General features: G+C 69.8%; 21 protein-coding genes and 1 pseudogene. 11 read left to right on the top strand and 11 right to left on the bottom strand.

The window, feature by feature from the left end; all coding sequences use genetic code 11:
• Window positions 1–292 precede the first annotated feature (292 nt).
• Window positions 293–607 (bottom strand): annotated as a pseudogene (locus E4V01_RS26195) (type II toxin-antitoxin system RelE/ParE family toxin).
• 535 nt (window positions 608–1,142) lie between these two features.
• On the opposite strand from E4V01_RS26195, the gene E4V01_RS13075 reads away from it, so the two are divergent.
• Genes E4V01_RS13075 through E4V01_RS13060 form a run of 4 tightly spaced genes read left to right on the top strand, consistent with a single transcriptional unit; the run spans window position 1,143 to window position 4,756 of the window.
• Window positions 1,143–1,976 (top strand): ABC transporter substrate-binding protein, encoded by an 834-nt coding sequence (locus E4V01_RS13075; protein WP_135298635.1) that lies wholly within the window; start codon window positions 1,143–1,145, stop codon window positions 1,974–1,976.
• Window positions 1,973–3,013 carry an iron ABC transporter permease gene (locus E4V01_RS13070; RefSeq protein WP_135298634.1) on the top strand — a complete coding sequence of 347 codons (1,041 nt, stop codon included), beginning with the start codon at window positions 1,973–1,975 and terminating at the stop codon, window positions 3,011–3,013. The genes E4V01_RS13075 and E4V01_RS13070 overlap by 4 nt, the downstream gene beginning before the upstream one ends.
• Window positions 3,010–3,825, top strand: a complete 816-nt coding sequence (locus E4V01_RS13065) for an ABC transporter ATP-binding protein (RefSeq protein ID WP_135298633.1) — start codon at window positions 3,010–3,012, stop codon at window positions 3,823–3,825. The genes E4V01_RS13070 and E4V01_RS13065 overlap by 4 nt, the downstream gene beginning before the upstream one ends.
• Complete coding sequence (locus E4V01_RS13060; protein WP_135298632.1) at window positions 3,800–4,756, top strand: hypothetical protein; 957 nt, start codon at window positions 3,800–3,802, stop codon at window positions 4,754–4,756. Before E4V01_RS13065 ends, E4V01_RS13060 begins: the two co-directional genes overlap by 26 nt.
• 81 nt (window positions 4,757–4,837) lie before the next feature.
• Here E4V01_RS13060 and E4V01_RS13055 read toward each other — a convergent pair whose 3' ends face one another.
• The 6 genes from E4V01_RS13055 to E4V01_RS13030 form a co-directional block, all read right to left on the bottom strand.
• Window positions 4,838–7,168, bottom strand: a complete 2,331-nt coding sequence (locus E4V01_RS13055) for a TonB-dependent receptor domain-containing protein (RefSeq protein WP_135298631.1) — start codon at window positions 7,166–7,168, stop codon at window positions 4,838–4,840.
• Window positions 7,169–7,228: 60 nt separating this feature from the next.
• Entirely contained in the window at window positions 7,229–8,611 is a 1,383-nt protein-coding gene (locus E4V01_RS13050) for a PepSY domain-containing protein (RefSeq protein WP_135298630.1), read from the bottom strand.
• A 39-nt stretch (window positions 8,612–8,650) separates the two neighbouring features.
• The gene (locus E4V01_RS13045; RefSeq protein WP_135298629.1) at window positions 8,651–9,019 is read right to left on the bottom strand and encodes a hypothetical protein; all 369 of its coding nucleotides are present in this window, start codon (window positions 9,017–9,019) and stop codon (window positions 8,651–8,653) included.
• 179 nt (window positions 9,020–9,198) lie between these two features.
• On the bottom strand, window positions 9,199–9,606 hold the full coding sequence (locus tag E4V01_RS13040) for a hypothetical protein (protein WP_060770324.1): 408 nt from the start codon (window positions 9,604–9,606) through the stop codon (window positions 9,199–9,201).
• 173 nt (window positions 9,607–9,779) lie between these two features.
• On the bottom strand, window positions 9,780–10,439 hold the full coding sequence (locus tag E4V01_RS13035; protein ID WP_060770323.1) for a 3-oxoacid CoA-transferase subunit B: 660 nt from the start codon (window positions 10,437–10,439) through the stop codon (window positions 9,780–9,782).
• Window positions 10,440–10,546: 107 nt separating this feature from the next.
• Window positions 10,547–11,284, bottom strand: coding sequence for a CoA transferase subunit A (locus E4V01_RS13030; RefSeq protein WP_060770322.1), 738 nt, complete (start codon window positions 11,282–11,284; stop codon window positions 10,547–10,549).
• 374 nt (window positions 11,285–11,658) lie between these two features.
• On the opposite strand from E4V01_RS13030, the gene E4V01_RS13025 reads away from it, so the two are divergent.
• Window positions 11,659–13,560, top strand: a complete 1,902-nt coding sequence (locus E4V01_RS13025; RefSeq protein ID WP_135298628.1) for an AsmA family protein — start codon at window positions 11,659–11,661, stop codon at window positions 13,558–13,560.
• 41 nt (window positions 13,561–13,601) lie between these two features.
• On the opposite strand, the gene E4V01_RS13020 is transcribed toward E4V01_RS13025, so the two are convergent.
• Window positions 13,602–14,858 carry a D-alanyl-D-alanine carboxypeptidase family protein gene (locus tag E4V01_RS13020; RefSeq protein ID WP_060770320.1) on the bottom strand — a complete coding sequence of 419 codons (1,257 nt, stop codon included), beginning with the start codon at window positions 14,856–14,858 and terminating at the stop codon, window positions 13,602–13,604.
• 169 nt (window positions 14,859–15,027) lie between these two features.
• Between E4V01_RS13020 and E4V01_RS13015 the strand changes: the two genes are divergently transcribed.
• The 6 genes from E4V01_RS13015 to E4V01_RS12990 all read left to right on the top strand — a co-directional run bounded on the left by E4V01_RS13015 (window position 15,028) and on the right by E4V01_RS12990 (window position 18,912).
• On the top strand, window positions 15,028–15,417 hold the full coding sequence (locus E4V01_RS13015) for a hypothetical protein (RefSeq protein ID WP_060770319.1): 390 nt from the start codon (window positions 15,028–15,030) through the stop codon (window positions 15,415–15,417).
• Between the two features lie 95 nt (window positions 15,418–15,512).
• A complete protein-coding gene (rnd, locus tag E4V01_RS13010; RefSeq protein ID WP_135298627.1) occupies window positions 15,513–16,667 on the top strand; it encodes a ribonuclease D in 1,155 nt (384 codons plus the stop codon).
• A 272-nt stretch (window positions 16,668–16,939) separates the two neighbouring features.
• Complete coding sequence (locus tag E4V01_RS13005) at window positions 16,940–17,227, top strand: hypothetical protein (RefSeq protein WP_060770317.1); 288 nt, start codon at window positions 16,940–16,942, stop codon at window positions 17,225–17,227.
• A 49-nt stretch (window positions 17,228–17,276) separates the two neighbouring features.
• Window positions 17,277–18,203, top strand: a complete 927-nt coding sequence (locus tag E4V01_RS13000) for a DNA-3-methyladenine glycosylase (RefSeq protein WP_135298626.1) — start codon at window positions 17,277–17,279, stop codon at window positions 18,201–18,203.
• The gene (locus E4V01_RS12995; protein ID WP_135298625.1) at window positions 18,200–18,637 is read left to right on the top strand and encodes a GNAT family N-acetyltransferase; all 438 of its coding nucleotides are present in this window, start codon (window positions 18,200–18,202) and stop codon (window positions 18,635–18,637) included. The genes E4V01_RS13000 and E4V01_RS12995 overlap by 4 nt, the downstream gene beginning before the upstream one ends.
• Window positions 18,638–18,693: 56 nt before the next feature.
• A complete protein-coding gene (locus E4V01_RS12990) occupies window positions 18,694–18,912 on the top strand; it encodes a hypothetical protein (protein ID WP_003599481.1) in 219 nt (72 codons plus the stop codon).
• A gap of 14 nt (window positions 18,913–18,926) precedes the next feature.
• Here E4V01_RS12990 and E4V01_RS12985 read toward each other — a convergent pair whose 3' ends face one another.
• The 3 genes from E4V01_RS12985 to E4V01_RS12975 all read right to left on the bottom strand — a co-directional run bounded on the left by E4V01_RS12985 (window position 18,927) and on the right by E4V01_RS12975 (window position 21,818).
• The gene (locus E4V01_RS12985) at window positions 18,927–19,841 is read right to left on the bottom strand and encodes a metallophosphoesterase (protein WP_135298624.1); all 915 of its coding nucleotides are present in this window, start codon (window positions 19,839–19,841) and stop codon (window positions 18,927–18,929) included.
• 37 nt (window positions 19,842–19,878) lie between these two features.
• Entirely contained in the window at window positions 19,879–20,094 is a 216-nt protein-coding gene (locus tag E4V01_RS12980) for a hypothetical protein (protein ID WP_060770313.1), read from the bottom strand.
• A gap of 332 nt (window positions 20,095–20,426) precedes the next feature.
• Window positions 20,427–21,818 carry an aminotransferase gene (locus tag E4V01_RS12975; RefSeq protein ID WP_135298623.1) on the bottom strand — a complete coding sequence of 464 codons (1,392 nt, stop codon included), beginning with the start codon at window positions 21,816–21,818 and terminating at the stop codon, window positions 20,427–20,429.
• Window positions 21,819–21,828: the final 10 nt, after the last annotated feature.

Raw genomic sequence — 21,828 nt, 5'->3', positions numbered from 1 at the left:
CGCCTATGGCTGTTCAGCGATCTCCAAGGCGCCCGTCCTTGCGCAGACGCCTACCGAGAGTCGCAACCAACCCTCTCGGACCGCATCGCCAACGGCTGCGTGCGCCTTAGGCCCCCGACCCAATAATGACCGTCGGTGCTGCACCTTGCTTTGCCGTTCGCAGAAATAGAGTCTCACGTCCGCTTTCGAGCACTCGATGGAACAAACGGGATGACCATGTCGGGTCGGATGTGGAACGTCCGCTTCGGGGCGCAAGGTTAGGGTCCGGTTGCCACCCTTAGCAGCCCTTGCCCTATCTAAGCTGATTGAGTTTGGACCTCAGCGCCTTCGCGAGCGCTTTCGCAGCTCGGATGTCCCGCTCCTGTGAACTCGTGTCTCCGCCGCAAAGCAAAATGACGATCTGTTTGCCTTGGGGGTGAAGTCGATCCCGTGGCCGGGGCCGTGATCAATCCGCATTTCGCTGCCACCGTCTCCAGCCGATTTGACATCGCCCGGATTGCCGAGTGCCAACCGATCGATGTGCTTGGCGATGCGCGCGACGGCACGAACGTCGCGCAAATTGTCGATCCAAGTCTGGAAAAACACGCGTACGGCGGATCGTCAGTATAGGGGATTGTGGTCTTTGAACTACGAAGATCAAGTCGGTGCGTATGCAGCTTATCCGGCTTTGCCCGTGTCCTGAGCCGGCAGCGTACCCGATCGATCACAAGAAGAAGCCTCTCTCCTTGTGTCCGACCACGCGAGGCGGATGTCGACCCGCCGCCGGATCCCTCGCTCCGCTTGGAGCCGACGGTTTCCTTCGGGGACCAGAGGGGAACGCAGCGCCGGTTTTCGCGCCCCATGCCGTGGCTGCCCACGCAATTGGAGTGCCTCATAAAACCCCCGGTCCCCGACGTCTCTCGTTCTGGCGATGACAGCGCGGTGGAAGTTTCGTGAGAGACACTTTGCGGTGAGCCTCCCCGCCGCCGCCGTCGCCCGAGGCTCCTTCCCGCGCCCCACTCCTCTCTCTTTGCGCGGGTTGTCGCCTGGGCCGGATCGATGCTGCTCGTTGTCCGGGCCGCCATCTGGTTCTCCATCCCCCTTCCTCGGGCCGGGGCTCGCGGTCTATGGCGGGGCTCGATTGATCTCGTTCTGAGCCCGTGATGCGGCTGCGCCACGCCCTCGCCCTGCTGCTGACCCTCCTGCCGAAGGCATCTTTCGCCGCGGCGATGCCAACGCGCGTCGTCTCGATGAACCTGTGCGCGGACGAGCTGGTCCTGCGCCTCGCCGACCGGGCGCAGGTGGCGGGCGTCACCGGGTTCGCCCGCGATCCCCGTGGCTCGCTGGTGGCGGACAGGGCCGAGGGATTGCCGGTGATCCGCGGCCTCTCGGAGGAGATCTTGGCTTTGCGCCCCAACCTCGTCGTGGCGGGTGCGTTCACGACGCGGGCCACCGTGGCCATGCTCAAGCGCACCGGTTTTCCCGTGCTCGAACTCGGCGTGCCGGCCGATCTCGACGGCGTGCGCGGGCAGATCCGCACCGTGGCCGCCGCTCTGGGCCATGCGGAGCGCGGCGAGGCGATGGCCGCTGATCTCGATGCGCGCCTCGCCGCGGTCACGCCGTCGGAAAAGCCGCTGCGCGCCCTGGTGATGCGCCCGAATGCCTTCACCGTGGCACCCGGCAGTCTCGGCGACGCGCTGATCCGCGCCGCCGGGCTCGTCAACGTCGCCGCCGAGATCGGCCGCGACCGGTTCGGGCAGGTGCCGTTGGAGGCCGCAGCCTTGGCGAACGCGGATGTCATCGTCATGGACCAAGCCGAGCCCGGCACTCCCTCGCTCGCCGACACGCTGCTGCACCATCCGGTTCTCGCCGCGCTCCGGCAACGGGGCCGCCTTGTCTCGATCCCGAACCGGTTGTGGACCTGCCCCGGCCCGCAGGTCGCAGAGGTGTTGGCGCGCCTCGCCGAAGCGGCCCGGCAGAGGGCGGAGCAGCCGTGAACGCCCCCCTTCTCCGCACCGAGCGCCCGACGCGTTGGTTTCGCGCGGCGCGGCCGGCCCCGCTCACGCTTGCCCTCGCGCTCGCCTCGGTACTGCTCACGCTCGCCTCGGTGGCGGTCGGCTATGCGACCTTCGATCTCGTCGCGGCGGCGGCCGATCGGATCGCCGGCCGGGAGACCCTGGCCGCTTTGGTGCTGTGGGAGCTGCGACTTCCCCGCGCCCTGCTCGGCGGATTCGTGGGCTTCAGCCTCGGCCTGACCGGGGCGGTGATGCAGGGCTTCCTGCGCAATCCGCTGGCCGATCCCGGCATCCTCGGCATCTCCTCGGCGGCGGCCCTCGGCGCGGTGATCGTGTTCTATGGCGGCCTTGCCGGTAGCATGGGCCTCGCCCTGCCCCTCGGCGGCATTGCCGGGGCGGCCTGTGCCGCACTGCTGCTGATCGGCCTCGCCGCCCGCGGCAGCGGCACGCTCGGCCTGATCCTCGCGGGCGTGGGGCTTTCCAGCTTCGCGGGCGCGCTCACCGCGCTCGCCCTCAACCTGTCGCCGAACCCCTATGCGGCCCTGGAAATCGTCTTCTGGCTGATGGGATCGCTGGCCGACCGCAGCCTCGATCACGTCCTGCTCTGCTTGCCGCTGATGGCGCTGGGCTGGGCTCTGATGCTCTCGACGGCCTCCGCGCTCGACGCCCTAGCGCTCGGCGAGGACACCGCCGCGAGCCTCGGCTTCGATCTCACCTCGGTCCGGTTGCGGATGATCGCGGGGGCGGCGCTCGCCGTCGGCAGCGGTGTGGCGGTCAGTGGCGCCATCGGTTTCGTCGGGCTCGTGGTGCCGCACCTCGTCCGGCCGCTCGTCGGCGGCCGGCCGGGGGCGAGCCTGTGGCCGAGCGGCTTTGCCGGAGCCGTGCTGGTGCTCGCGGCCGATCTCGGCGTCCGGCTCTTCGCCACCCGGCCCGAGCTGAAGCTCGGCGTGGTCACCGCCCTCGTCGGTGCGCCGTTCCTGATCGTCCTGCTGCTGCGGAACCGGGGGCGGCCCGAATGAGCCTTTTCGCCCACGCCGTCGATGTCACCATCGACGGCCGCGCCCTCCTGTCCGGCATCGGCCTCGCCCTCGAACCCGGCCGCCTCGTCGGCCTCGTCGGGCCGAACGGGGCCGGCAAGACGACGCTGTTACGGGTTCTCGCCGGCCTCCTTCGCCCGACGAAGGGGGGCGTGGCCCTCGACGGTGCGCCGCTCGACCGCCTCTCCCGCGAGGCCCGTGCCCGCCGGATCGCCGTCCTGTTCCAGGGGGCGGGCGTCGGCTGGCCGATGCGGGTCCGCGAGATCGTGGCGCTCGGCCGCCTGCCCCACCGCCGTGCCTTCGCCGGCCTCTCGGGCGCCGATGTGGCCGCCATTGTCCGTGCCATGGCAGCGACGAGTATCGCCGACCTCGCCGAGCGCTTTGAGCCGACGCTCTCCTCCGGTGAGCGGATGCGGGTGCTGCTCGCCCGCGCGCTCGCGGTGGAGGCTGCGTGGTTGCTCGTCGATGAGCCGATCACCGCCCTCGATCCGGCCCACCAGCTCGACGCCATGGCCCTGCTCCGCGATATCGCCCGGGGCGGGACGGGCGTGGTGGCGGTGCTGCACGATCTCACGCTGGCCGCTCGCTGCTGCGACCGGATCGTGGTGATGGAGGCCGGGCGCATCGTCGCCGACGGGCGGCCCGAGGACGCGCTCACCGATGCGCGGCTGGCCGCGACCTTCGGCGTCACGGTCCGGCGCGGACAGGCACCCGACGGCACGCCCTACATCCTGCCCTGGGCCCGCGTGACAGCAAAGGAGACGAGAGATGCCGCCGACCCCCGTACCCTCTGAGGTCGAAGGCCTGCTGCACGCTGCGCTCCACGATGCCGGCACCGCCTGGAGTCTCGGCAGCTTCGGCGCCATCGCCGAGTTCATGCGCGACGACGACGAGCCGGTGCGACCCTTGCCGGACGCGCGAATGGGCCTCGCCACTGATCGCGGTGCCGTCGCGCTGACGCTCAGCCCCGGTCTCAGGCCCGTCGCCTACGAGACCGGATTCTCCGGCGGCTACAACCACGCCGTGGCGTTGTGCCTGCCCGATTCGGCCTGCGCCATGAGCGGGCGAACGGTCGTCACCGAACTCGGTCCCGACCTGGAGGCGGCGCGGGAGCAGGACCGTGCGGCGATCCTGTTCGATCTCGGGCTCGGGCTGCGGGCCGTCGATGCCTGTGTGCGCGCGAGCGATCCGGACACCATCGCCTGCCTGCGCGCGGGGGTCGGGAAGCCGGTCTTCGCCACCGACAATCCGATCGGCCCGCGCCTCGCAGCGATGAGCCCGCACCGGATCTTCCGCGCCCGCATCGGGCGGATCGAGGTCTATGCGCCGATCCCCGGCCCCGGCGGTACCAGCCCCGAAGGACCGCACACGCACGTTCTGCCCAAGCTCCTGCGGGCCGGGCGCACCCATGCGGCGACGACGCCGATCCCCGGCGGCTTCGTGCCCTGCGGCGGGCTTCACCCACCCCACCCCTACAAGGACGGGATGGGCCGCCGCATCGCCTTCGACCCCGCCCGCCACGCCGCCTTCCAGGCGCTGCTCGAACGCTGGGGCGACCCTGACCTCCTGGCGATCAAGCGGGGGCTGGCTCCGCTGGAACCCGTCTCGCCCAAACACGCGCAATCGGTCCGCCGCGTCGCCGATCTCCAGGCACGCTTCCTTCGCGGTGAGGATGCCGAGGCGCGGGCGGGCGACGAGGACCAGGGGGCCGACGCACAGGTCTGACCCGGCCCTCGCTTCAGGCACCCGAAGGCGGGGCGCGGGAGAAGCCCGCGCCGGGGCGGTCCCGCGCCGGCCGGCGGACCGTCAGAACGACAGCTTCATCCCCGCTACGAACGTGCGCGGGGGCCCGGCAAAGATCGAGCCCGTGGTGCCGGCGAGCGCGGCGCGGCCGTTCTGGGCGCCGGTTGCCGCATTGAGCGTGTTCGCCAGCGGGTTGGCTGAGCCGACATAGGTCGTGTCGAGGACGTTGCGGACCTCACCGTACAGGTCGATCCGCCGGGCGTAGCCGTTCGGCAGCAGGGCCGCGTAGTGGATGTTGAGGTTCAGGATCGCGAAGCCCGGCACCTTCAAGAAGTTGGCGTTGTCGATGAAGTAGCCGTCCTGCGCCACCACTTCGGCGAAGCCGCCGAGTCCGGCCAAGGCGCCGGCCGGCACGTCGTAGCCGACCCGTGCCAGGAGCTGATGCGCCGGTACGCCGGGAACGCGGTTGCCGGCCCGGTCGAAGCGGGCGGTGAGCGCGGCGGCACTGAGCTGCTCGACGTAGTCGGTGTAGACCTGATCGTCGAACGTGTAGGCCAGCACCCCGCGCCAGCCCGGAGCGAAGGTCCAATCCGCCCCAACCTCGATGCCGCGATGCTCGGAAGCCGGCGCGTTGAAGGTGTAGTTCAGCAGGCCCGCCCCCGGCGACTGCGTGACGAACTCGTTGTGGAAGAACTCGTAGAAGCCGGTGAGGCTGAGCCGTAGTCCCGGCAGGGGCATGAAATCGGTGCCGAGATCGAAGCCGAGATTCTCCTGCGTCTTCAGGTCGGTGTTATTGCCGGGCAGGCCGGTGGCGTTCACGAACATGCTGGAAAAGGACGGCGTCGCGTAGCCGGTGGCCACCCGGCCGCGCAGGGCCCAGTCCGGATCCGGCCGGTAGACCAGGGCAAGTTCGGGCGCCACGTTGAGGAAGCGGCGGTCGGCCTGCGCCAGGGTCGATCCGGTGCCGGCGGCCGTCGTCGCGAAGGTGCGGTTGCGCCCGATGATGCTCGATTCCTCCGCGCCGAGGCCAGCCACGGCTGTCCATTGCGGCGCGAGTTCGAGTTCGAGTCGGGCCCGGCCGCCAAGATTCGATTGCAGCGCCTCCTGCAACCCGATCAGCGTGCCGAGGCGGGCGCCGCCATAGGGCGCGCGGTTATAGACGGACGCCGCGATATCGACCGCGCTGTAGGCGAGCGTCATGCTGCCGACGGCCGGCAGGCCGAACAGTTCGCCGCGGCGCGTCAGGTCGGTCTGCACGAAATAGGAGGGCAGGCTGCCGCGTCCCGAGGTCGTGTAGAACGGCTGGTTGTAGTTGCGCTCGTCGAAGCCGACCTGCACCCGCCACGCGGTCTGCGCATCGATGTCGTGCTCCCAGCGGCCTGCGATGATCGTGCGCCGGTCGTTACGGCGGAACGCCCCTTCGCTCGCCGTCACCGGCACCCGCGGGCCGAAGGCGCCGTTCGCCAGGAGGCCGAAGGTGGTGCAGCCGGGGGCTGCCGTCGCCGCCGCGTCGCAGCCGCGCTGGTACGGGTTGATGCGGAACTGGTCGAGCGAGGACCGGGCGGGGATGTTGGCCGTGACCTCGTTGTTGATGACCTTGAGGGTGAAGCGGTTGTCGGGGCTCGGCGTGTAGCTCGCGAGCAGGTTGATCGTCTGGGTGTCGTAGGAGGAATGGTCCTGATAGCCGTTGGCGCGCACGTCGCTGGCAAACAGGCTGATCTCGAACGGACCGCTCACGCCGCCGACGCTGAAGTAGTTGCTGAGATAGCCGAAGCTCCCGGCATCGACGCCGATCTCGTAGCCGTCGATCTCGCGGCCGGTGCGGGTGCGAAAGGCCAGAGCGCCGCCGGTGGCGAAATTGCCGAACAGGGCCGATTGCGGCCCGCGGAACACGTCGATGCGCGAATAGGCGCGGGGATCGACCAGATCGAAGCGCGAGGCGCCGTCGGGCTGGGTGACGGGGAAGCCATCCTCCAGCACCACCATGTTGCGGGTGACGCCGGTGGCGCGGGCGTTGTTGCCGCGGATCGAGATCACCACGTCGCGCCCGCCATTGCCCTGGCGCAGGGTCACGCCCGGGCTGTCGAGCAGCACCGTGCCGATGGAGGTGGCGGGGCGGTTGGCGATCGTCCCCTCGCGCCCGACCGCAGTGACGACCTGCCCGGTCGGGCGCTCGATGCCGAGGGCGGCCGCGCCCGGCGGGCCGGAGACCCCGAAGCCCGGCGCACCGGACCCGGCTGCCGCTTGGCTTTGCGGCGTGCCCTCGCCGGTGACGGCGAGTTCCTCCAGGGTGACGGACTCACCGGCGGTCTGGGCCGCGGCCAAACCCGACAGGGCCAGCGGCGAAGCGGCGAGGAGCCAGGCGGCACGGCGCGCGGCGGGGTGGGAACGCATGGGACGGCTCGTGGCGGTGTGAGATCGGGGCGGGCCGCAGGGGCCCGCGAATGGCAGGCGTCAGGGGCGCGCAGCGAGGCGCAGACCTTGGGTCGCAAGGTCGAGGCCGAGCAAAACCAGGATCGCGAGGCCGGTCAGCGGGAACAGGGCGCCGAGGCCGAGCATCAGGCCGGTGACGGTGGCGACGACGCGCCGATCCCGCGGCCAGGGCGGCGTGCCGAGGCGTCCGGCCGGGCGGCGCTTCCACCACATCACCGCAGCGGTGACCGAGAGCAGGATCGTGCCGAGGCAGAAGGCGAGCATGGCAAGCTGGTTCGCCCGCCCCCAGAACTCACCCTTGTGGAGGCCGATGCCGTACTGGATCGCCCGCGCCACGGGACCGAGATCGGAAAAGTGCACGTCGATGATCGGCTGGCCGCTGTAGCGGTCCAGGGAGACCATGCGCTGACCCGTGACGTCGCGCGGATAGGCGGAGGCGGCGTAGACGCCGGTCTCGCCCAGCGGCAGCGCCAGTTCGAAGCCCCCGGGCAGAGCCATGTCGCGAAGGGTCGCGACCGCGCGGTCGATGCCGAGGGACGGCGCTCCGGAGGGGGCCGATTGCGGCATCAAGGCATCTTCGAGCGCCCAGCCGGCGCTTTCCAGGTGCGCGCCCATCGGCACGGTGGAGACGGCCTTGCCGGCCCAGAGCTGGGTCGGTTGGCCGAGCCCGGCCCGGTTCGACCACGCCCGCAATTCCTGCCCCCACCAGACTGACCAGGGCAGACCGGTGAGCGCGAGAAACAGCAGGCCCGCCCCGGCGAACAGGCCGGTGGCGGCGTGAAGATCGCGCCACCAGACGCGACGTCGCGGCGTCTCGCGCAGGCTCACGGCACGTCCCCGGCGCTGCCCCTCCCCTTGCGGCCACCACAGATAGGCGCCGGTCACGACGAGGATGATCGCGAACCCGGCCACGATCTCGATCAGGGCGTTTGCCGCCGTCCCGAACAGGGTGAGGCTGTGCAGGCCGCGCACGATCCCGAAGAACTCGCGATCCGCGGCGACACGATCGAGCACGTCGCCGGTATAGGGGTCGAGGTAGACGAGGATCTTGGCGTTGCCCTCGGCGAGGGTGACGAGGGCCGAAGCCGTGGGGCCGGCGGGCTCGGTGTAGGAGAGCGGGTTGCCCTCCGGCACCGCCTGCATGGCGTTGAAGATCAGGCGGTCGGGCTCGAGCGGGGATCGGCCCGAGGATGCGACCACGGTGCGGTGGGCGAACACGGTCGCGTTGATCTCCGCCTTGAACAGGTAGAGCGCGCCGGTGGCCGAGAGCAGGATCAGGAAGGGCAGGCAGAGCAGGCCGGCATAGAAATGCCAGCGCCATACGGCACGATAGACCGCATCGCGCGAGACGCGCAAAGCCGCCGCGGCGGTGAAACCGGCGGTGCCCGACAGGGTGGGAGGCATGGGTTCGAAATCCGCGTCTGAGGGATCGGAGCGATCGTCTCAGGCGGCGGGCGGACCTCGGGGGCTGGTGCCCTGATCGGGCGGTGCGCGGGCGCGGATCGTCGCCGCGGCGCGCCACGGCAGGGGGGCGGCGCGGGGCGGCCAGATGGCGGTTGCGGAGGCGGCCTGCGCCGGCGGGAGGAAATGGGCTGCCTGGACTTGCGTGCAGCAGGCGTGATGGCCGCAGGGCTGCTCGTCGTCGGCCGGCGTGCCGGAGGCGGTAAGATGCTCCGCGCAGAGAATGCCGCCGTCGAGGCGCGGCAGGGCGGGCGCGAGAGCCGCGAGGAAAGCCTGGAAGACAAGCGCGTAGAGCGCGATCACCCCGATGATCGCGCGGCCGTGCACGGATCGGTGCGGGCGCTCGCGCATGGCCATGCTTCTAGAGCATCACCCCGAAAGGTGGCTACCGGCTTTCAGAAGAAGATGATGCAAAACAAGAGCCCGGTGCATCGTGCCGGATCCGATATCCGGCACGATGCTCTGGGCGGTGCCGCCGCGCCCGGTCAACGTGGACACGCGCGGATGACGCGCGTCCTGCGGCGGCGGAATCAGGCCGGCATGCCGGCCGGCTCGAACAGGAAGTCATCGACGGAAGGGATCGTCACCGCGAGGCTCGCGCCGTAGCTCGCCTTCGACAGGCGCCACGGTCGCTCGGCGCGGGCGCGGATCGCCTCGGACGGCCGCAAGCGGCGCAGTGTGCCGTCCTCGTCCATCTCCTCGATCGTCAGGAAGCCGTAGACCTGCAGGCGCGAGGCGATGAGCTTGGTCTCGCGGTCGCCCGCCGGAACCCGCAGGCTGCCCGTGGCATAGACCGCATCCATCAGGTTGCGCTGGTCGCTTCTCGACCGACTGCGGGGAGGCTCGCCCGCTCCGAATGCCGCATTGATGGCGCCCTGCCGTGCGGCCGCAGGCCGACGGAAGGGGATGACGTTGTCCGTTCCCGGAACGCTACGCATACACAGGTACCTTCGTATCGCGGAAAGCTCCCCGACCGGCGCGCTCTCACGGCGCCGTCCGGTCGATGCGAAGCTTTCGACGATCCCGATTAATGCCTGCTTAGCCATGCCCGGCCGAGGGACGCGGAAGGCGTCCCGAAACGGGCCGCCTCCCCCCTGTCGGCCCTCGCGACTCAGTTCAGGGCGACGGTGAAGTCCCCTTCGGTCTTGGCGCGGATCTCGTCCTCGGTGACGCCATCGGCGAGCTCGACCAGGGTCATGCCGCCATCGCCCTTCTTGTCGATGGTGAAGACGCCCAGATCGGTGATGACCATGTCGACCACGGCGGTGCCGGTCAGCGGCAGGTCGCAGGCCTTCAGGAGCTTGGGCGCCTCCGAGCCGTCCTTGCCCTTGGCGACGTGCTCCATCACCACGACGACCTTCTTGACGCCGGCGACGAGGTCCATCGCCCCGCCCATCCCCTTCACCATCTTGCCGGGGATCATCCAGTTGGCGAGGTCGCCGTTCTGCGCCACCTGCATCGCGCCGAGGATCGACAGGTCGATATGCCCGCCGCGGATCATTCCGAACGAGTCGGCCGAGGAGAAGTAGCTCGTGGTCGGCAGCGCGGTGATGGTCTGCTTGCCGGCGTTGATGAGGTCGGGATCCTCCTCGCCCTCGTAGGGGAACGGCCCCATGCCGAGCATGCCGTTCTCGGATTGCAATTGCACCGACATGCCCTCGGGGATGTAGTTCGACACCAGCGTCGGAATGCCGATGCCGAGATTCACGTAGAAGCCGTCTTCCAGCTCCCGGGCGGCGCGCTCCGCCATCTGCTCACGGGTCCAGGCCATGGTCTTGACGTTCCCTCGTTTGGCGCATCCTCGGAGCGACGATGCGCCGTCCACCGCTGGGGCGGCGACGCGCCGTCGCGCTCATAGCCTCTCGGCCGATATTCGAATCAGATCTGGCCGCCGCCGGCCGCTGCCGCTTCCGGCTCCTTGCGCTTGCGCACGGTGCGCTGCTCGATGCGCTTCTCGCGCACCGGCACGTGGAGGATGCGGCCGATGAAGATGCCCGGCGTGTGGATGTGGTCGGGGTCGATCTCACCCGGCTCGACGAGATGTTCGACCTGCGCGACCGTCACGTCCGCCGCGGTGGCCATCATCGGATTGAAGTTGCGCGCCGTCTTCCGGTAGACGAGGTTGCCCTCGGTATCGCCCTTCCAGGCGTGGACGATGGCCAGATCCGCGAACAGCCCGCGCTCCATCACGTAGCTCTCGCCGTCGAACTCGCGCACTTCCTTGCCCTCGGCGACCTTGGTGCCGACGCCGGTCTTGGTGAAGAAGGCGGGGATGCCCGCGCCGCCTGCGCGGATGCGCTCGGCCAGCGTCCCCTGCGGGTTGAACTCGATCTCGAGTTCGCCGCCGAGATACTGGCGGGCGAATTCCTTGTTCTCGCCGACATAGGACGAGATCATCTTCTTCACCTGACGGGTGTCGAGCAGCTTGCCCAGGCCGACGCCGTCGATGCCGGCATTGTTGGAGATGATGGTGAGGTCCTTCACGCCCGCGGCCTGGATCGCGTCGATCAGCTCGTCGGGGATGCCGCACAGGCCGAAGCCGCCGGCCATGATCGTCATGCCGTCGCGCAGGAGGCCGGCGAGCGCCGCCTTCGGATCCGGGTAGACCTTCTTCATCGACAGCGTCCCTTCCTTCGTCTTCCGCCAGGGCGGGCCATGATCCGTTGGCCACGATACAATGTCCGAGATTCGGCGGCCGGCCGCGCTCCCGATCGATGGCGATCGGGTGTGCAACGCGAAGCGGGTCCCGTCAAACCGGCGACGCATTTGTACGCAATGCAAAAACCCCGCGCCGTAACCGCTTGCCCGGTGGGCGGGGCTGCGGCCGTCCTCATCGAAGCCCGGCCCACCCCATCCACTGCATTGCGGGCCGGTCTGGCCCCGTTCGCGGGACAGGAGAAAGGGAACCGGCTAAGGAGTCGGATCGCACGGCTCGCAACGCCGACGCGGTTCGGCCGAACCCGATCCGCGTCACCCGCCTACGGAGTGCAATGTCGCTGCGCCGCACCCTTTCCGCCCTCGCCCTCGGACTTGTCGCCGTGGGTTTGGTGGCTGCCTGCCTGCCGTGGTCGATCGAGGCTCCCGGCGCCGCCCGCTTCGTCAGCCGCGGCCTGCAGCAGGACTGGGGCGTGGCTTTGGCTGCCCGGGGACGCACGGAGGTCGTGCTGCTGCCCCTCCCCCGGATCGTGTTCGAGGATATCCGCCTGACCGAGGGCGATGCCGCCGGGCCGGTGCTGGCCGCGGGCGGGAACCTGTCGCTTCAGCTCGGTCTCGCCGCGCTGCTCACCGGCCGGGTCGAGGTCGATTCCCTGACGCTCGACGGGTCAGAGCTGGTGCTGCCGCAGGAAGCGGGGGATCCCCGCTGGTCCGCCTCGACCGAGCGCCTGACCCATAGCATCGCCGGCCAGGACGGTGACCGGCCCCGGCGGATCATTCTCGCCCGCTGCGTGCTTACGGGCCGCGACCCGCGGGACGGGACGGTGCAAACGGCCCGCGACGTCGATCTCACGATCTCCTGGCCGGCCTGGAGCGAGAATCTGGCGGTGAACGGGGGATTGCGCTGGAACGACGGCAGCGCCCGGATCACGCTGACGGGTCTGCGGCCCTACGCGCTCTTGGCCGGCGGCGAGAGCCCGTTCACCGCCGCCCTGACATGGCCGACGGGTTCACTGAACGCCCAAGGCAACGGCAGTCTGCGCGACGGCCTCAAGGCCTCGGGCACCGGCAGCCTCCAGACCCGATCCCTGCACAAGACGCTGGCCCTGACCGGCGGGGGGCTCGCCCTGTCGCCCTTCGTCGAGGATTTCGCGGTCGAGGGCAGCTTCGAGGCGGCCTCCGGTCAGATCCAGTTTCCGAGCGTCACCGTGCGCAGCGACGGGAACGTGCTGGAGGGGGCGGGCTCGGCCACCTTCGGCCCGCAGCGAAGCGCGGTGCAGGCTACGCTCGCGGCCGAAAACCTCAACTTTTCGCCGCTGCTCGCCGGCCTCCTGCGCCTGACGGGCTTCGATCGTGCTGCCGACGACGCGGCCAGGCACAGCCAGTCCCTCGACCTGCGTCCCTTCACCGGGGGCGACCTCGATCTGCGGATCTCCGCCGGCAACGCCCGGATCGGGCCGGTGCAACTGACGGATCTCGCCTCCAGCGTTCTCGTGCGCGAGGATGGCATCGAGGCGTCGCTCGGCCGTGCCAACGTGCGGGGCGGTATGGTCAAGGGCCGGGTTTCCCTCGCCGCCGACAGGGGCGAAGCGGCCCCCACCCGCGTGAAGGCACAGGGCAGTTTCGACGGGCTCGATCTCGGTGCCCTGCTGGACGATCTCGGCCAGTCCCGCTGGGTGCTCGGGGCGACGCGGGGCAGTCTCGCCCTGGAGGGCGCCGGCCACGATGTCGATGCCCTGGCCCGTTCCGTATCGGGCCGGGTCGCGCTGGAGAGCGCGGACGGCGCCCTATCCGGGCTCGACCTCGCCGACGTGGTCCATCGCGGCGGCGCGGTCGCGCCGGGGGCGTTGGCCCGGCGCAACGGCCGGACGCCGTTCGAGCATGCGGCCGTGACCCTGCTGTTCGCCGATGGCATCGGCGAGATCGTCGAGGGCCGGCTCGCCTCCCGCACCCTCGGCGCGTCCCTGAACGGGCGCGTCGCCCTGGCCGACCGCCGTTTCCAGGCCCGGGCCGAGATCCTGTCGCGGGCCACCGCCTCCGCCGACGGGGCGTCACCCGCCGCCACGCTGTTCGAGATCGCCGGTCCCTGGGATGCCATGAGCGTCCGGGCCAGCGCTGGGCCGCGCCCCGCCGGGGACGAGGCACGCCAGCGTGCCGACCCCGGTTCCTTTCAGCGGCCCGGCGCCGATCTGCCGCTCGGCATCCGCGCCTACGTGCCTGCGAACACCGCCCCCTGAAATCCGGACCAGCGAGGTCCGATCAGGGAGAAAGACGATCTTCAGGAGTTGCCGCTGGCCGTGCCGGCCGTGGACGTGCTGCCGGAGCCGTTGCCGCCCTTGGCCTTCTCGAAGGCGCGGCGGACGAGGTCGGTGCCGACTTCCAGCGCCGCGTCGAGCGCCCGCTGCGACAGGGTGCCGGCCTCCACCGTCTCCCCGGCATAAACCGGCTGCTCAAGGGCGAGGGTGTCGCCGCGGGTGACGCGCAGGCGGCCGACCTCGCGGCCCTGCGCTACGGGCGCGATGAGCGGCCCCTGGTAGACCACCTTGGCGGTCACCCGGTCCGAGGTGCCGCGCGGCAGCAGCAGGCGTACCGGCTTGTTGGCCACCACCGGCACGGAGCCCTTCTCGCCGCCGAAGACCGAGACCTCGGCAACCGTTTCGCTTGCGGCGAAGACCTGCCGCGGCTCGAAGGCGCGGAACCCCCATTCCATCATCTTGCGGGCTTCCGCCGCGCGGTCACGCGCGGTCTTCAGGCCGGAGACCACCATGATCAGCCGCTGGCCGTTCTGCACCGCCGAGCCGGTGAGCGCGTAGCCCGACTCTTCGAGGTAGCCGGTCTTCAGGCCGTCGGCGCCGATATCGAGGGTCAGGAGCGGGTTGCGGTTCTGCTGCTTGATCTTGTTCCAGGTGAATTCACGCTCGGAATAGATCTTGTAGAACTCGGGGTAGGTGTCGATGAGGTATTGGGCGATCCGCGCCATGTCGCGGGCGGTCACCTTCTGGTCGGGGGCCGAGTAGCCGGTCGCGTTGCGGAAGGTCGAGCGCGTCAGCCCGATCTCCTTGGCGCGCTGGTTCATCATCCCGGCGAACGCCTCTTCGGTGCCCGCCATGTTCTCGGCGATGGTGATCGCCGCGTCGTTGCCCGACTGCACGATCAGGCCGCGCAGCAGGTCGGAGAGCTTGATGCGGCTGTTGACCTGCGCGAACATCGAGGAACCGCCGCCCCCGGCCCCGCCGCGGCGCCACGCGTCCTCGGTCACCGTGAACTCGGTGTCCATGGAGAGGCGCCCCTCCTTGATGGCGCGGAACACGATTTCCGCGGTCATCAGCTTGGCCATGCTCGCCGGGGAGAACGGCTCGTCGGCCGCCTTCTCGAACAGCACCGAGCCGGAATCGGCATCGATCAGGATCGCGTGCGCGGCCGCCGTCTGGAACGTCTGGGCGCGCGATGACGCCGGATGGAGGAAAGCGCTGACAATCGCGGCCAGCATTCCCGCGAGCGCCCAGCGCGCCGCTCGGAACCGTCTCTCACTCATCCCGGCCTCTCCCACGATCCCGTTCGCCGCCCGCCCCAGATCAAGCGTGACCTTAGCCCGGATGCAATGCGATTTCGAAGGCAAAGTTTGATCCCGCAGCGCGGCATGACCGCGCCGAAGGGCCATGCGTTTGCTTGTGGAAAACCAGGGCAAACACCATATCAAGTCCATGGGATTTCGACGCTTTCACCCCGGCGACGGGCCTTCCTCCCGCTCCCGTCGCGCGCCTGCGCCGGCGTCCGACGGTGGGGTACGGAGCGTGTGGCGCACGCTGCCTCTCGAAGGCCGCTTCGAGGTGGTCTACGAGGACGCCCGCGGCGCCTGGACGACCCGCACGCTCGACGCGCGCGAGCTGAGGCTCGGGCCCGGCCGCACTCTGCTCGGCGGCATCGACCGGGCGCACGGGCTCTATCGCGGCCTGCGCGCCGACCGCATCCGACGGCTCACCGAGCCCGCCTCGGGCACGCGGATCGAAACCGGTATCCTGGATTGGCTGCTCGTCCACGCCGAGGCGCAGCGGAAGGCTCGGAGCGCGCGCATCCCCCGCCGGGCGGCGTGAAGGAGCGAAGTTTTCGTCTCGAAGCGCAATCGCGTGGGGACAAGAGGCCCCTCGTCGGCTCGCGGTGACGCACGTCCTTCGGTATAGCCGGTTCTATGGAACTGATCTCCGCAACGCAGGCTCTGTCCGACGCCTGCACCCAACTCGCCGCGCAGCCGTTCGTGACCGTCGATACGGAGTTCATGCGCGAGACGACCTATTATCCGAAGCTCTGCCTGATTCAGATGGCCGGGCCCGACGGATTCGCCTGCCTCGTCGATCCGCTCGCGAAAGACCTCGATCTCAAGCCGTTCTTCGATCTGATGGCCGATGAGAGCACCGTGAAGGTGTTCCATTCGGCCCGGCAGGACCTGGAGATCATCTGGCTGCTCGGCGGGCTTCTGCCGCAGCCGTTCTTCGACACGCAGGTCGCGGCCATGGTCTGCGGCTACGGCGACTCGGTGTCCTACGAGCAACTGGTCAACGATGTCGCCAAGGCGCGCATCGACAAGTCCTCCCGTTTCACGGATTGGTCGCGGCGCCCCCTGTCCGAGGCGCAACTCGCCTACGCCCTGTCGGACGTCACCCATCTCGTGACGATCTATCAGGTGCTCGCGGCCGAGCTGCTGAGCACCGACCGCGGCCTCTGGCTCGACGAGGAGATGGCGGTCCTCACCTCGCCCGAGACCTATCAGGCCGAGCCCGCCCAGGCGTGGCGCCGGCTCTCGGGGCGGATGCGCAAGCCGCGCGAGATCGCCGTGCTGATGGAAGTGGCCGCGTGGCGCGAGGCGGAAGCCCAGAGCCGGAACGTCCCGCGCGGGCGCATCCTCAAGGACGAGGCGGTGATCGACATCGCCACCGCCGGGCCCCGCAGCGTCGAGGCCCTGGGACGCCTGCGCACCATCCCTGCCGGATTCGAGCGCTCGCGCACCGGCACCGAGATCCTCGCCGCGGTCGAGCGGGGTTTTGCCCGCGATCCTTCGCAGATCGCCGTACCCGAGCGCAGCCGCTCCCGCGGGGGCGGCAGCGGCGCCCTGGTCGATCTGCTGAAGGTGCTGCTCAAGGCGGTGGCCGAGGCAGAGGGCGTGGCGCCCAAGATCATCGCCACCGTCGATGATCTCGAAGCACTCGCCGAGGACGACGCGGCGGATGTGGCCGTGCTCCAGGGCTGGCGCCGCTCCCTGTTCGGGGACAAGGCGCTGGCGCTCAAGCACGGACGCATGGCGCTCGCGGTCGAGCGCGGCCGGGTCACCGTGCGCGAACTGCCGTAGCCGTTCGCCGTCGCGGCGGGCGGCGACCTCATGGCCCGGGCAGCCGCAACAATCCGGCCACGGACGATGACGGTCGCTCGGTCGGCCTTCGTGTGCGGCTCGCATGAGAGACGGACCCTCCCCGCCCCGAACCCGCCCCCATTTCCCGACGCAGCCTGGGGGGAAGCGGGGAACTGTCATCGCAGCATCTTGGCGTTGGAACGCGGGTGCCGTAGTTCGGGATTAAGTGGCAAATCCTTTTGCCTCTCATTCCCGGCTGCTGGCCCCTCCCCATGTTCGAGCCGAACGAAGTCCTGCAGGTCTTGAGCGGTCGCGGCGCCGTGTCCGCTCAGGGGATCGAGCCGGTCGCGGTCCGCTACAAGGTCGTCATCGAGCGCCGTGACGGCATCGTCCTCGCCCATGGCAGCCTCACCGGCCGGCACGCGGCGCTGCACCCGCTCTGGATCACGCCCGATGCGACGCTTCACCTGAAAGATTCCCGGCGCTTGGCCGTGTCCCTCACCGACCTCGTAGGCGATACTGCGGAGTTCGAGAGCACCGAACCGGTTGCGCCGAGCTGACGCCGGCCCAACAGTGGGGCCGACCTCCTGCCACGCTCCCCACCGGTTCATGACGCAGACCCCTTCGCCTGCGGCCCGAGAGGACGGCGCCCGTTTCACGCTGGCCTGCCGCCAGCCCTACGATTGGGCACATCTCGAACGATTCTTCGCCGACCATGCGAGCCCCGGCGTCGAAACCGTGACGGCCGGCCGCTATGCCCGCACCTTCGCCCTCGACGGGCACTTTGGCACCGTCTCCGTGGCGGCCGAAGCGAGCGCTCTGTCTGTCCGTATCCGCAGCCTCGGTTCAGATGACGACCACGAAAACATCCTCGCGCGGGTGCGGGCGATGTTCGATCTCGACGCCGACCCGCGGATGATCGCCGCCGGACTCGGCCGCGATCCGTTCACGGCGGCCCTCGTGGGGCGCCGGCCGGGTCTGCGGCTGCCGGGCGCTTTCGACGGGTTCGAACTGGCGGTCCGGGCGATCCTCGGCCAGCAGGTCTCGGTCGCGGCCGCGACGCGCCTTGCCGGCCGCCTCGTCGCGGCTTTCGGCACGCCCCTCGATGGGGAGGCCTGCGGGAACGAGCCGGGTCTCACCCACCTGTTTCCGACGCCGGAACAGCTCGTGGACGCGGAGATTTCGCTCGTGCTGAACATGCCCCGCGCCCGCGGCCGGGCGATACAGGGGCTTGCCGCGGCGATGCTCGCCACGCCGGATCTTTTCGCGCCCGGCGGCGAACTCGACGCGACGGTCGCCCGTCTGAAGGCCCTGCCCGGCATCGGGGATTGGACCGCGCATTACGTCGCCATGCGCGCGCTGGCTCAAGCTGATGCCTTCCCGGTGGGGGATGTGGGGCTGATGCGTGCTCTCGATACCGGCAGCGGGCGGCCGAGCCGGCCTGCGCTTCTCGAGCGCGCGGCGGCCTGGCGGCCCTGGCGGGCCTATGCGGCGATCCATCTCTGGGCCGAGGATGCCGCGCGGAGGATGCCATGACGATCCGTGATCCCGCCGCCGCCGACGAGGCCAGATGGCGCCGGCTCTGGGCCGGCTACCTCGCCTTCTACGGTGAGACTCTGCCTGAGGCGGTCACCGCCGCGACCTGGGCGCGCATTCTCGATCCGGCCTCGCCGGTCTTCGCACGGCTGGCGGAGCGGGACGGATTGTTGCTCGGAATGACGGTCAACGTCCTTCACGAGGGGACGTGGAGTACGGCACCGGTCTGCTACCTGGAGGATCTGTTCGTCGCGCCCGAGGCGCGCGGCGGCGGCATCGGCCGGGCACTGATCGCCGACCTTATCGATCGGGGCAAGGCATTGGGCTGGTCGCGGCTCTACTGGCACACGCGGGCCGAGAACGCGCAGGCCCGGCGACTCTATGAGCGCTTTGTCGCTGCCGACGACTTCTGCCGCTACCGCCTCGTCCTGTAAGCGTTAACGCGGCGTTTACCATGATGGCGTCACGGTTGGGCTCAGCGGAGAGAGCGATGAACCGACGAGTCGGCCGTACTTTCGATGTCCTCAGCGAGGCGCAGCTCGTGGCCGGGCGCACCGTCGCCCGCCGGGTTGCTCCGGACGCCCTGGCGCCCCATGCCGGGCCGCGGCCGATCGCCCAGCTTCTCGACACCATCCAGCACGTTGCGGAAGCCGCGACCGGCGAGCGCAGCTTCCTGCATGTCGGCGCGGCGCCGCGCCGGAAGGGCTGAGGGGCGCGAGGGCCTCAGGCCGTGGGCGGTTCACCGCCGAGTTCTATCAGGACGATTTCCGGCGGCACCCCGAAGCGGATGCCGACCCCGCTGACGCCGAGGCCGCCGGAGATGATGAGGTGGCGCCCGTCCTCGAGCACATGGCCGTAAGCGAAGCGCTGGCCGTAGCGGGAGGGCAGCACCGGCGAGTAGCCCAGCACGCGGATCTGGCCGCCATGGGTATGGCCCGAGAGCGTGAGGGAGACGCGGGGGGGCACCTTCACGAAGATATCGGGCTCGTGCGCCATCAGGATCACCGGCGCCGCATCCGTCACCTGCGCCAGCGTGGCCGGAAGGTCGGCGAGGCTCCGAAGACTGCCGAGCGGGCGGAACGGCTCCTGATCCGCGAGCCCGGCGATCCAGAACGGCCGGCCGTCATGCGTCAGACGAACCGCGTCGTTCTCCAACACCGGAATGCCGCGCGCTTCGAGCAGCCGCCGGATCTCGACGGGGCCCTTGCCCGCACGCATCGCCTCTGAATCGTCCCACCAGTCGTGGTTGCCAAGGACGGCGTAGGTGCCGAGCGGCGCGCGCAGACCCTCGGCCAGCCGCGCGAAATCGGACAACGGCACCCGGTGCCACGTCACCTTTCGACCGGCGGGATAATCGCCGAGCAGGAGGATCAGGTCGGGGGCGAGCGCGTTCGTCGCCGCCACGATCTCCGCCACCCGGTCGAGCGGCATGTAGGGCTCGCAGACATGGATGTCGGCGAGCACCGCGATGCGCAGCCGGTGCCCAGGGTCCCAACCCGGCGGCGTCAGACTGTAGCGGGTCAGCGCGAGCCGGAACCGCGGTTCGACGATGAAGGCGTAGGCGCCCCCGGAGCCGAGGGTCAGCGCCGAGGCGCCGAATCCGCCGAGAACCTGCCTGCGAGTCGGGAGAATGAGCATGCCGCCAGAGCCGATGGAGTGGCGGCAGCGTCAAGCCTCAATCGACGGGCTCGTCCTCGTGAACGAAGCGGACGGTGTTCCGGGCCTCAGCCTTGGTGCGGGCCGCTTTCATGGCAGCGCTGCTGACATGGACCGCGGCGGCCAGCGCCGGCAGAGCGACGGGGCGGAAATTCTCGCGATCCCCGGCCACGGTTACCGGGGAGGCGATGCCCGGCTCGGCCGCGAAGGTCGGGGTTCGGCTGGGGGCGTACATGGATCCTGTCCTGTTAGCGCGTCGGAACGGCCGGTTGGCGACCGCGTCGGCTCGATCGTTGGTCTCGCGAACATCGCGAGGACGACTCTTCGACACCCCTCTCGTGGCGAGATTGCGAAGATGCCGTCCTCCCTTTGATCGACCCGATTACATGAACGGAAGCTTAAGACTTCGGATCGGCCTGAATTTCGCACAAGGCGAGAAATCGGGCATGGCCAATGGTCGCATTTCGGCCACGCGATAGTGCATTGCAACGCGGCCCATCTTGCAACGCCCTCCGTGGATCTACACCGGAAGAGCCCGCGACTTGATCCGCCGTTCCGATGCGCGGCTCATGGGGCCGGCATTGGTTCCAGTCCCTCCTGCGCGATCCAGGCTGAGGTGCGATCCAGGGCACGGGCCAAGCGCTCGAACAAGGTATCGATTTCGTCAGGTTCGATCACCAGCGGCGGGCAGACGGCGATGCGGTCGCCGGCTAAAAAGCGCACGATGAGCCCTTCGTCCTGCGCGAAGGCGACGCAGCGCGCCGCCACCGCCGCCTTCGGCTCGAACTGCCGCTTCGAGGGTTTGTCGGCCACGATCTCGATGCCGCCGATCAGCCCCATGCCCCGCGCCTCGCCGACGAGGGGATGATCGGCCAGCCGCGCCAGGGCGGCCTGGAAATGCGGCGCACGCTCCCCGGCCCGCTCGACGATACGGTCGCGCCGGTAGATATGCAGCGCCCGGTTGGCCACGGCGCAGGCGACGGGATGCCCGGAATAGGTGGTGCCGTGGCCGAAGCCGCCGAGCTTGACGCTCTCGTCGAGCATCGCCCGGTAGAGCGGCTCGTCGATGCTGATGCCGCCGAGCGGGAGGTAGCCGGAGGTCAGAGCCTTGGCGAACGAGAGGGTGTTCGGGCGCATGCCGAGCGCCTCGCTGCCGAACCACGTGCCGAGCCGGCCGAAGCCGCAGATCACCTCGTCGGCGACGAGGCGCACGTCGTAGCGATCGAGCACCGCCTGGATCGCCGCGAAGTAACCGGCCGGCGGCACGATGGCCCCGCCCGCCCCCATCACCGGCTCGGCGAAGAAGGCCGCCACAGTGTCGGGATCCTCGGCGAGGATCTGCGCTTCGAGTTCCGCCGCGAGACGCTGCGAATAGGCTTCCTCGGTCTCGCCCGCTTCAGCGCCGCGGTAATGGTGCGGGCAGGCGGTGTGGAGGAAGCCGTTGATCGGCAGGTCCCAGTCGGCGTGGTTGGCGGGAAGGCCGGTGAGCGAGGCGGTCGCCACAGTGACGCCGTGGTAGCCCTTCCTGCGGGCGATGATCTTCTTCTTGCGCGGGCGTCCCAGCGCATTGTTCATGTACCAGAGAAGCTTGACCTGCGCGTCGTTGGCCTCGGAGCCCGAGGACGTGAAGAAGATCTTCGAGGTCGGGACCGGCATCAGCTCCTTGAGCGTCTCGGCCAGCTCGATCGCCGGATCGTGGCTGCGGCCCGAGAACAGGTGGGCGAAGGGGAGCCGGCCCATCTGCTCGGCGGCGGCTTCGACCAATTCCTCGTTGCCGTAGCCCAGGGCCGTGCACCACAGCCCGGCCATGCCCTCGAGATAGGGGCGCCCATCCGTGTCGTAGACCCAGACGCCGTGGCCTCGCTCCAGCACCAGCGGGCCCGTCTCCCGGAAGGTGGCGAGATTGGTATAGGGATGGATCAGGGTCTCGACGTCGCGGGCGGCGATGTTCGACAGCATGATGCGGCAG

The organism is Methylorubrum sp. Q1 (assembly GCF_004683995.1).
GTDB lineage: Bacteria > Pseudomonadota > Alphaproteobacteria > Rhizobiales > Beijerinckiaceae > Methylobacterium.
This window is presented reverse-complemented; position numbering and strand designations above follow the sequence as displayed.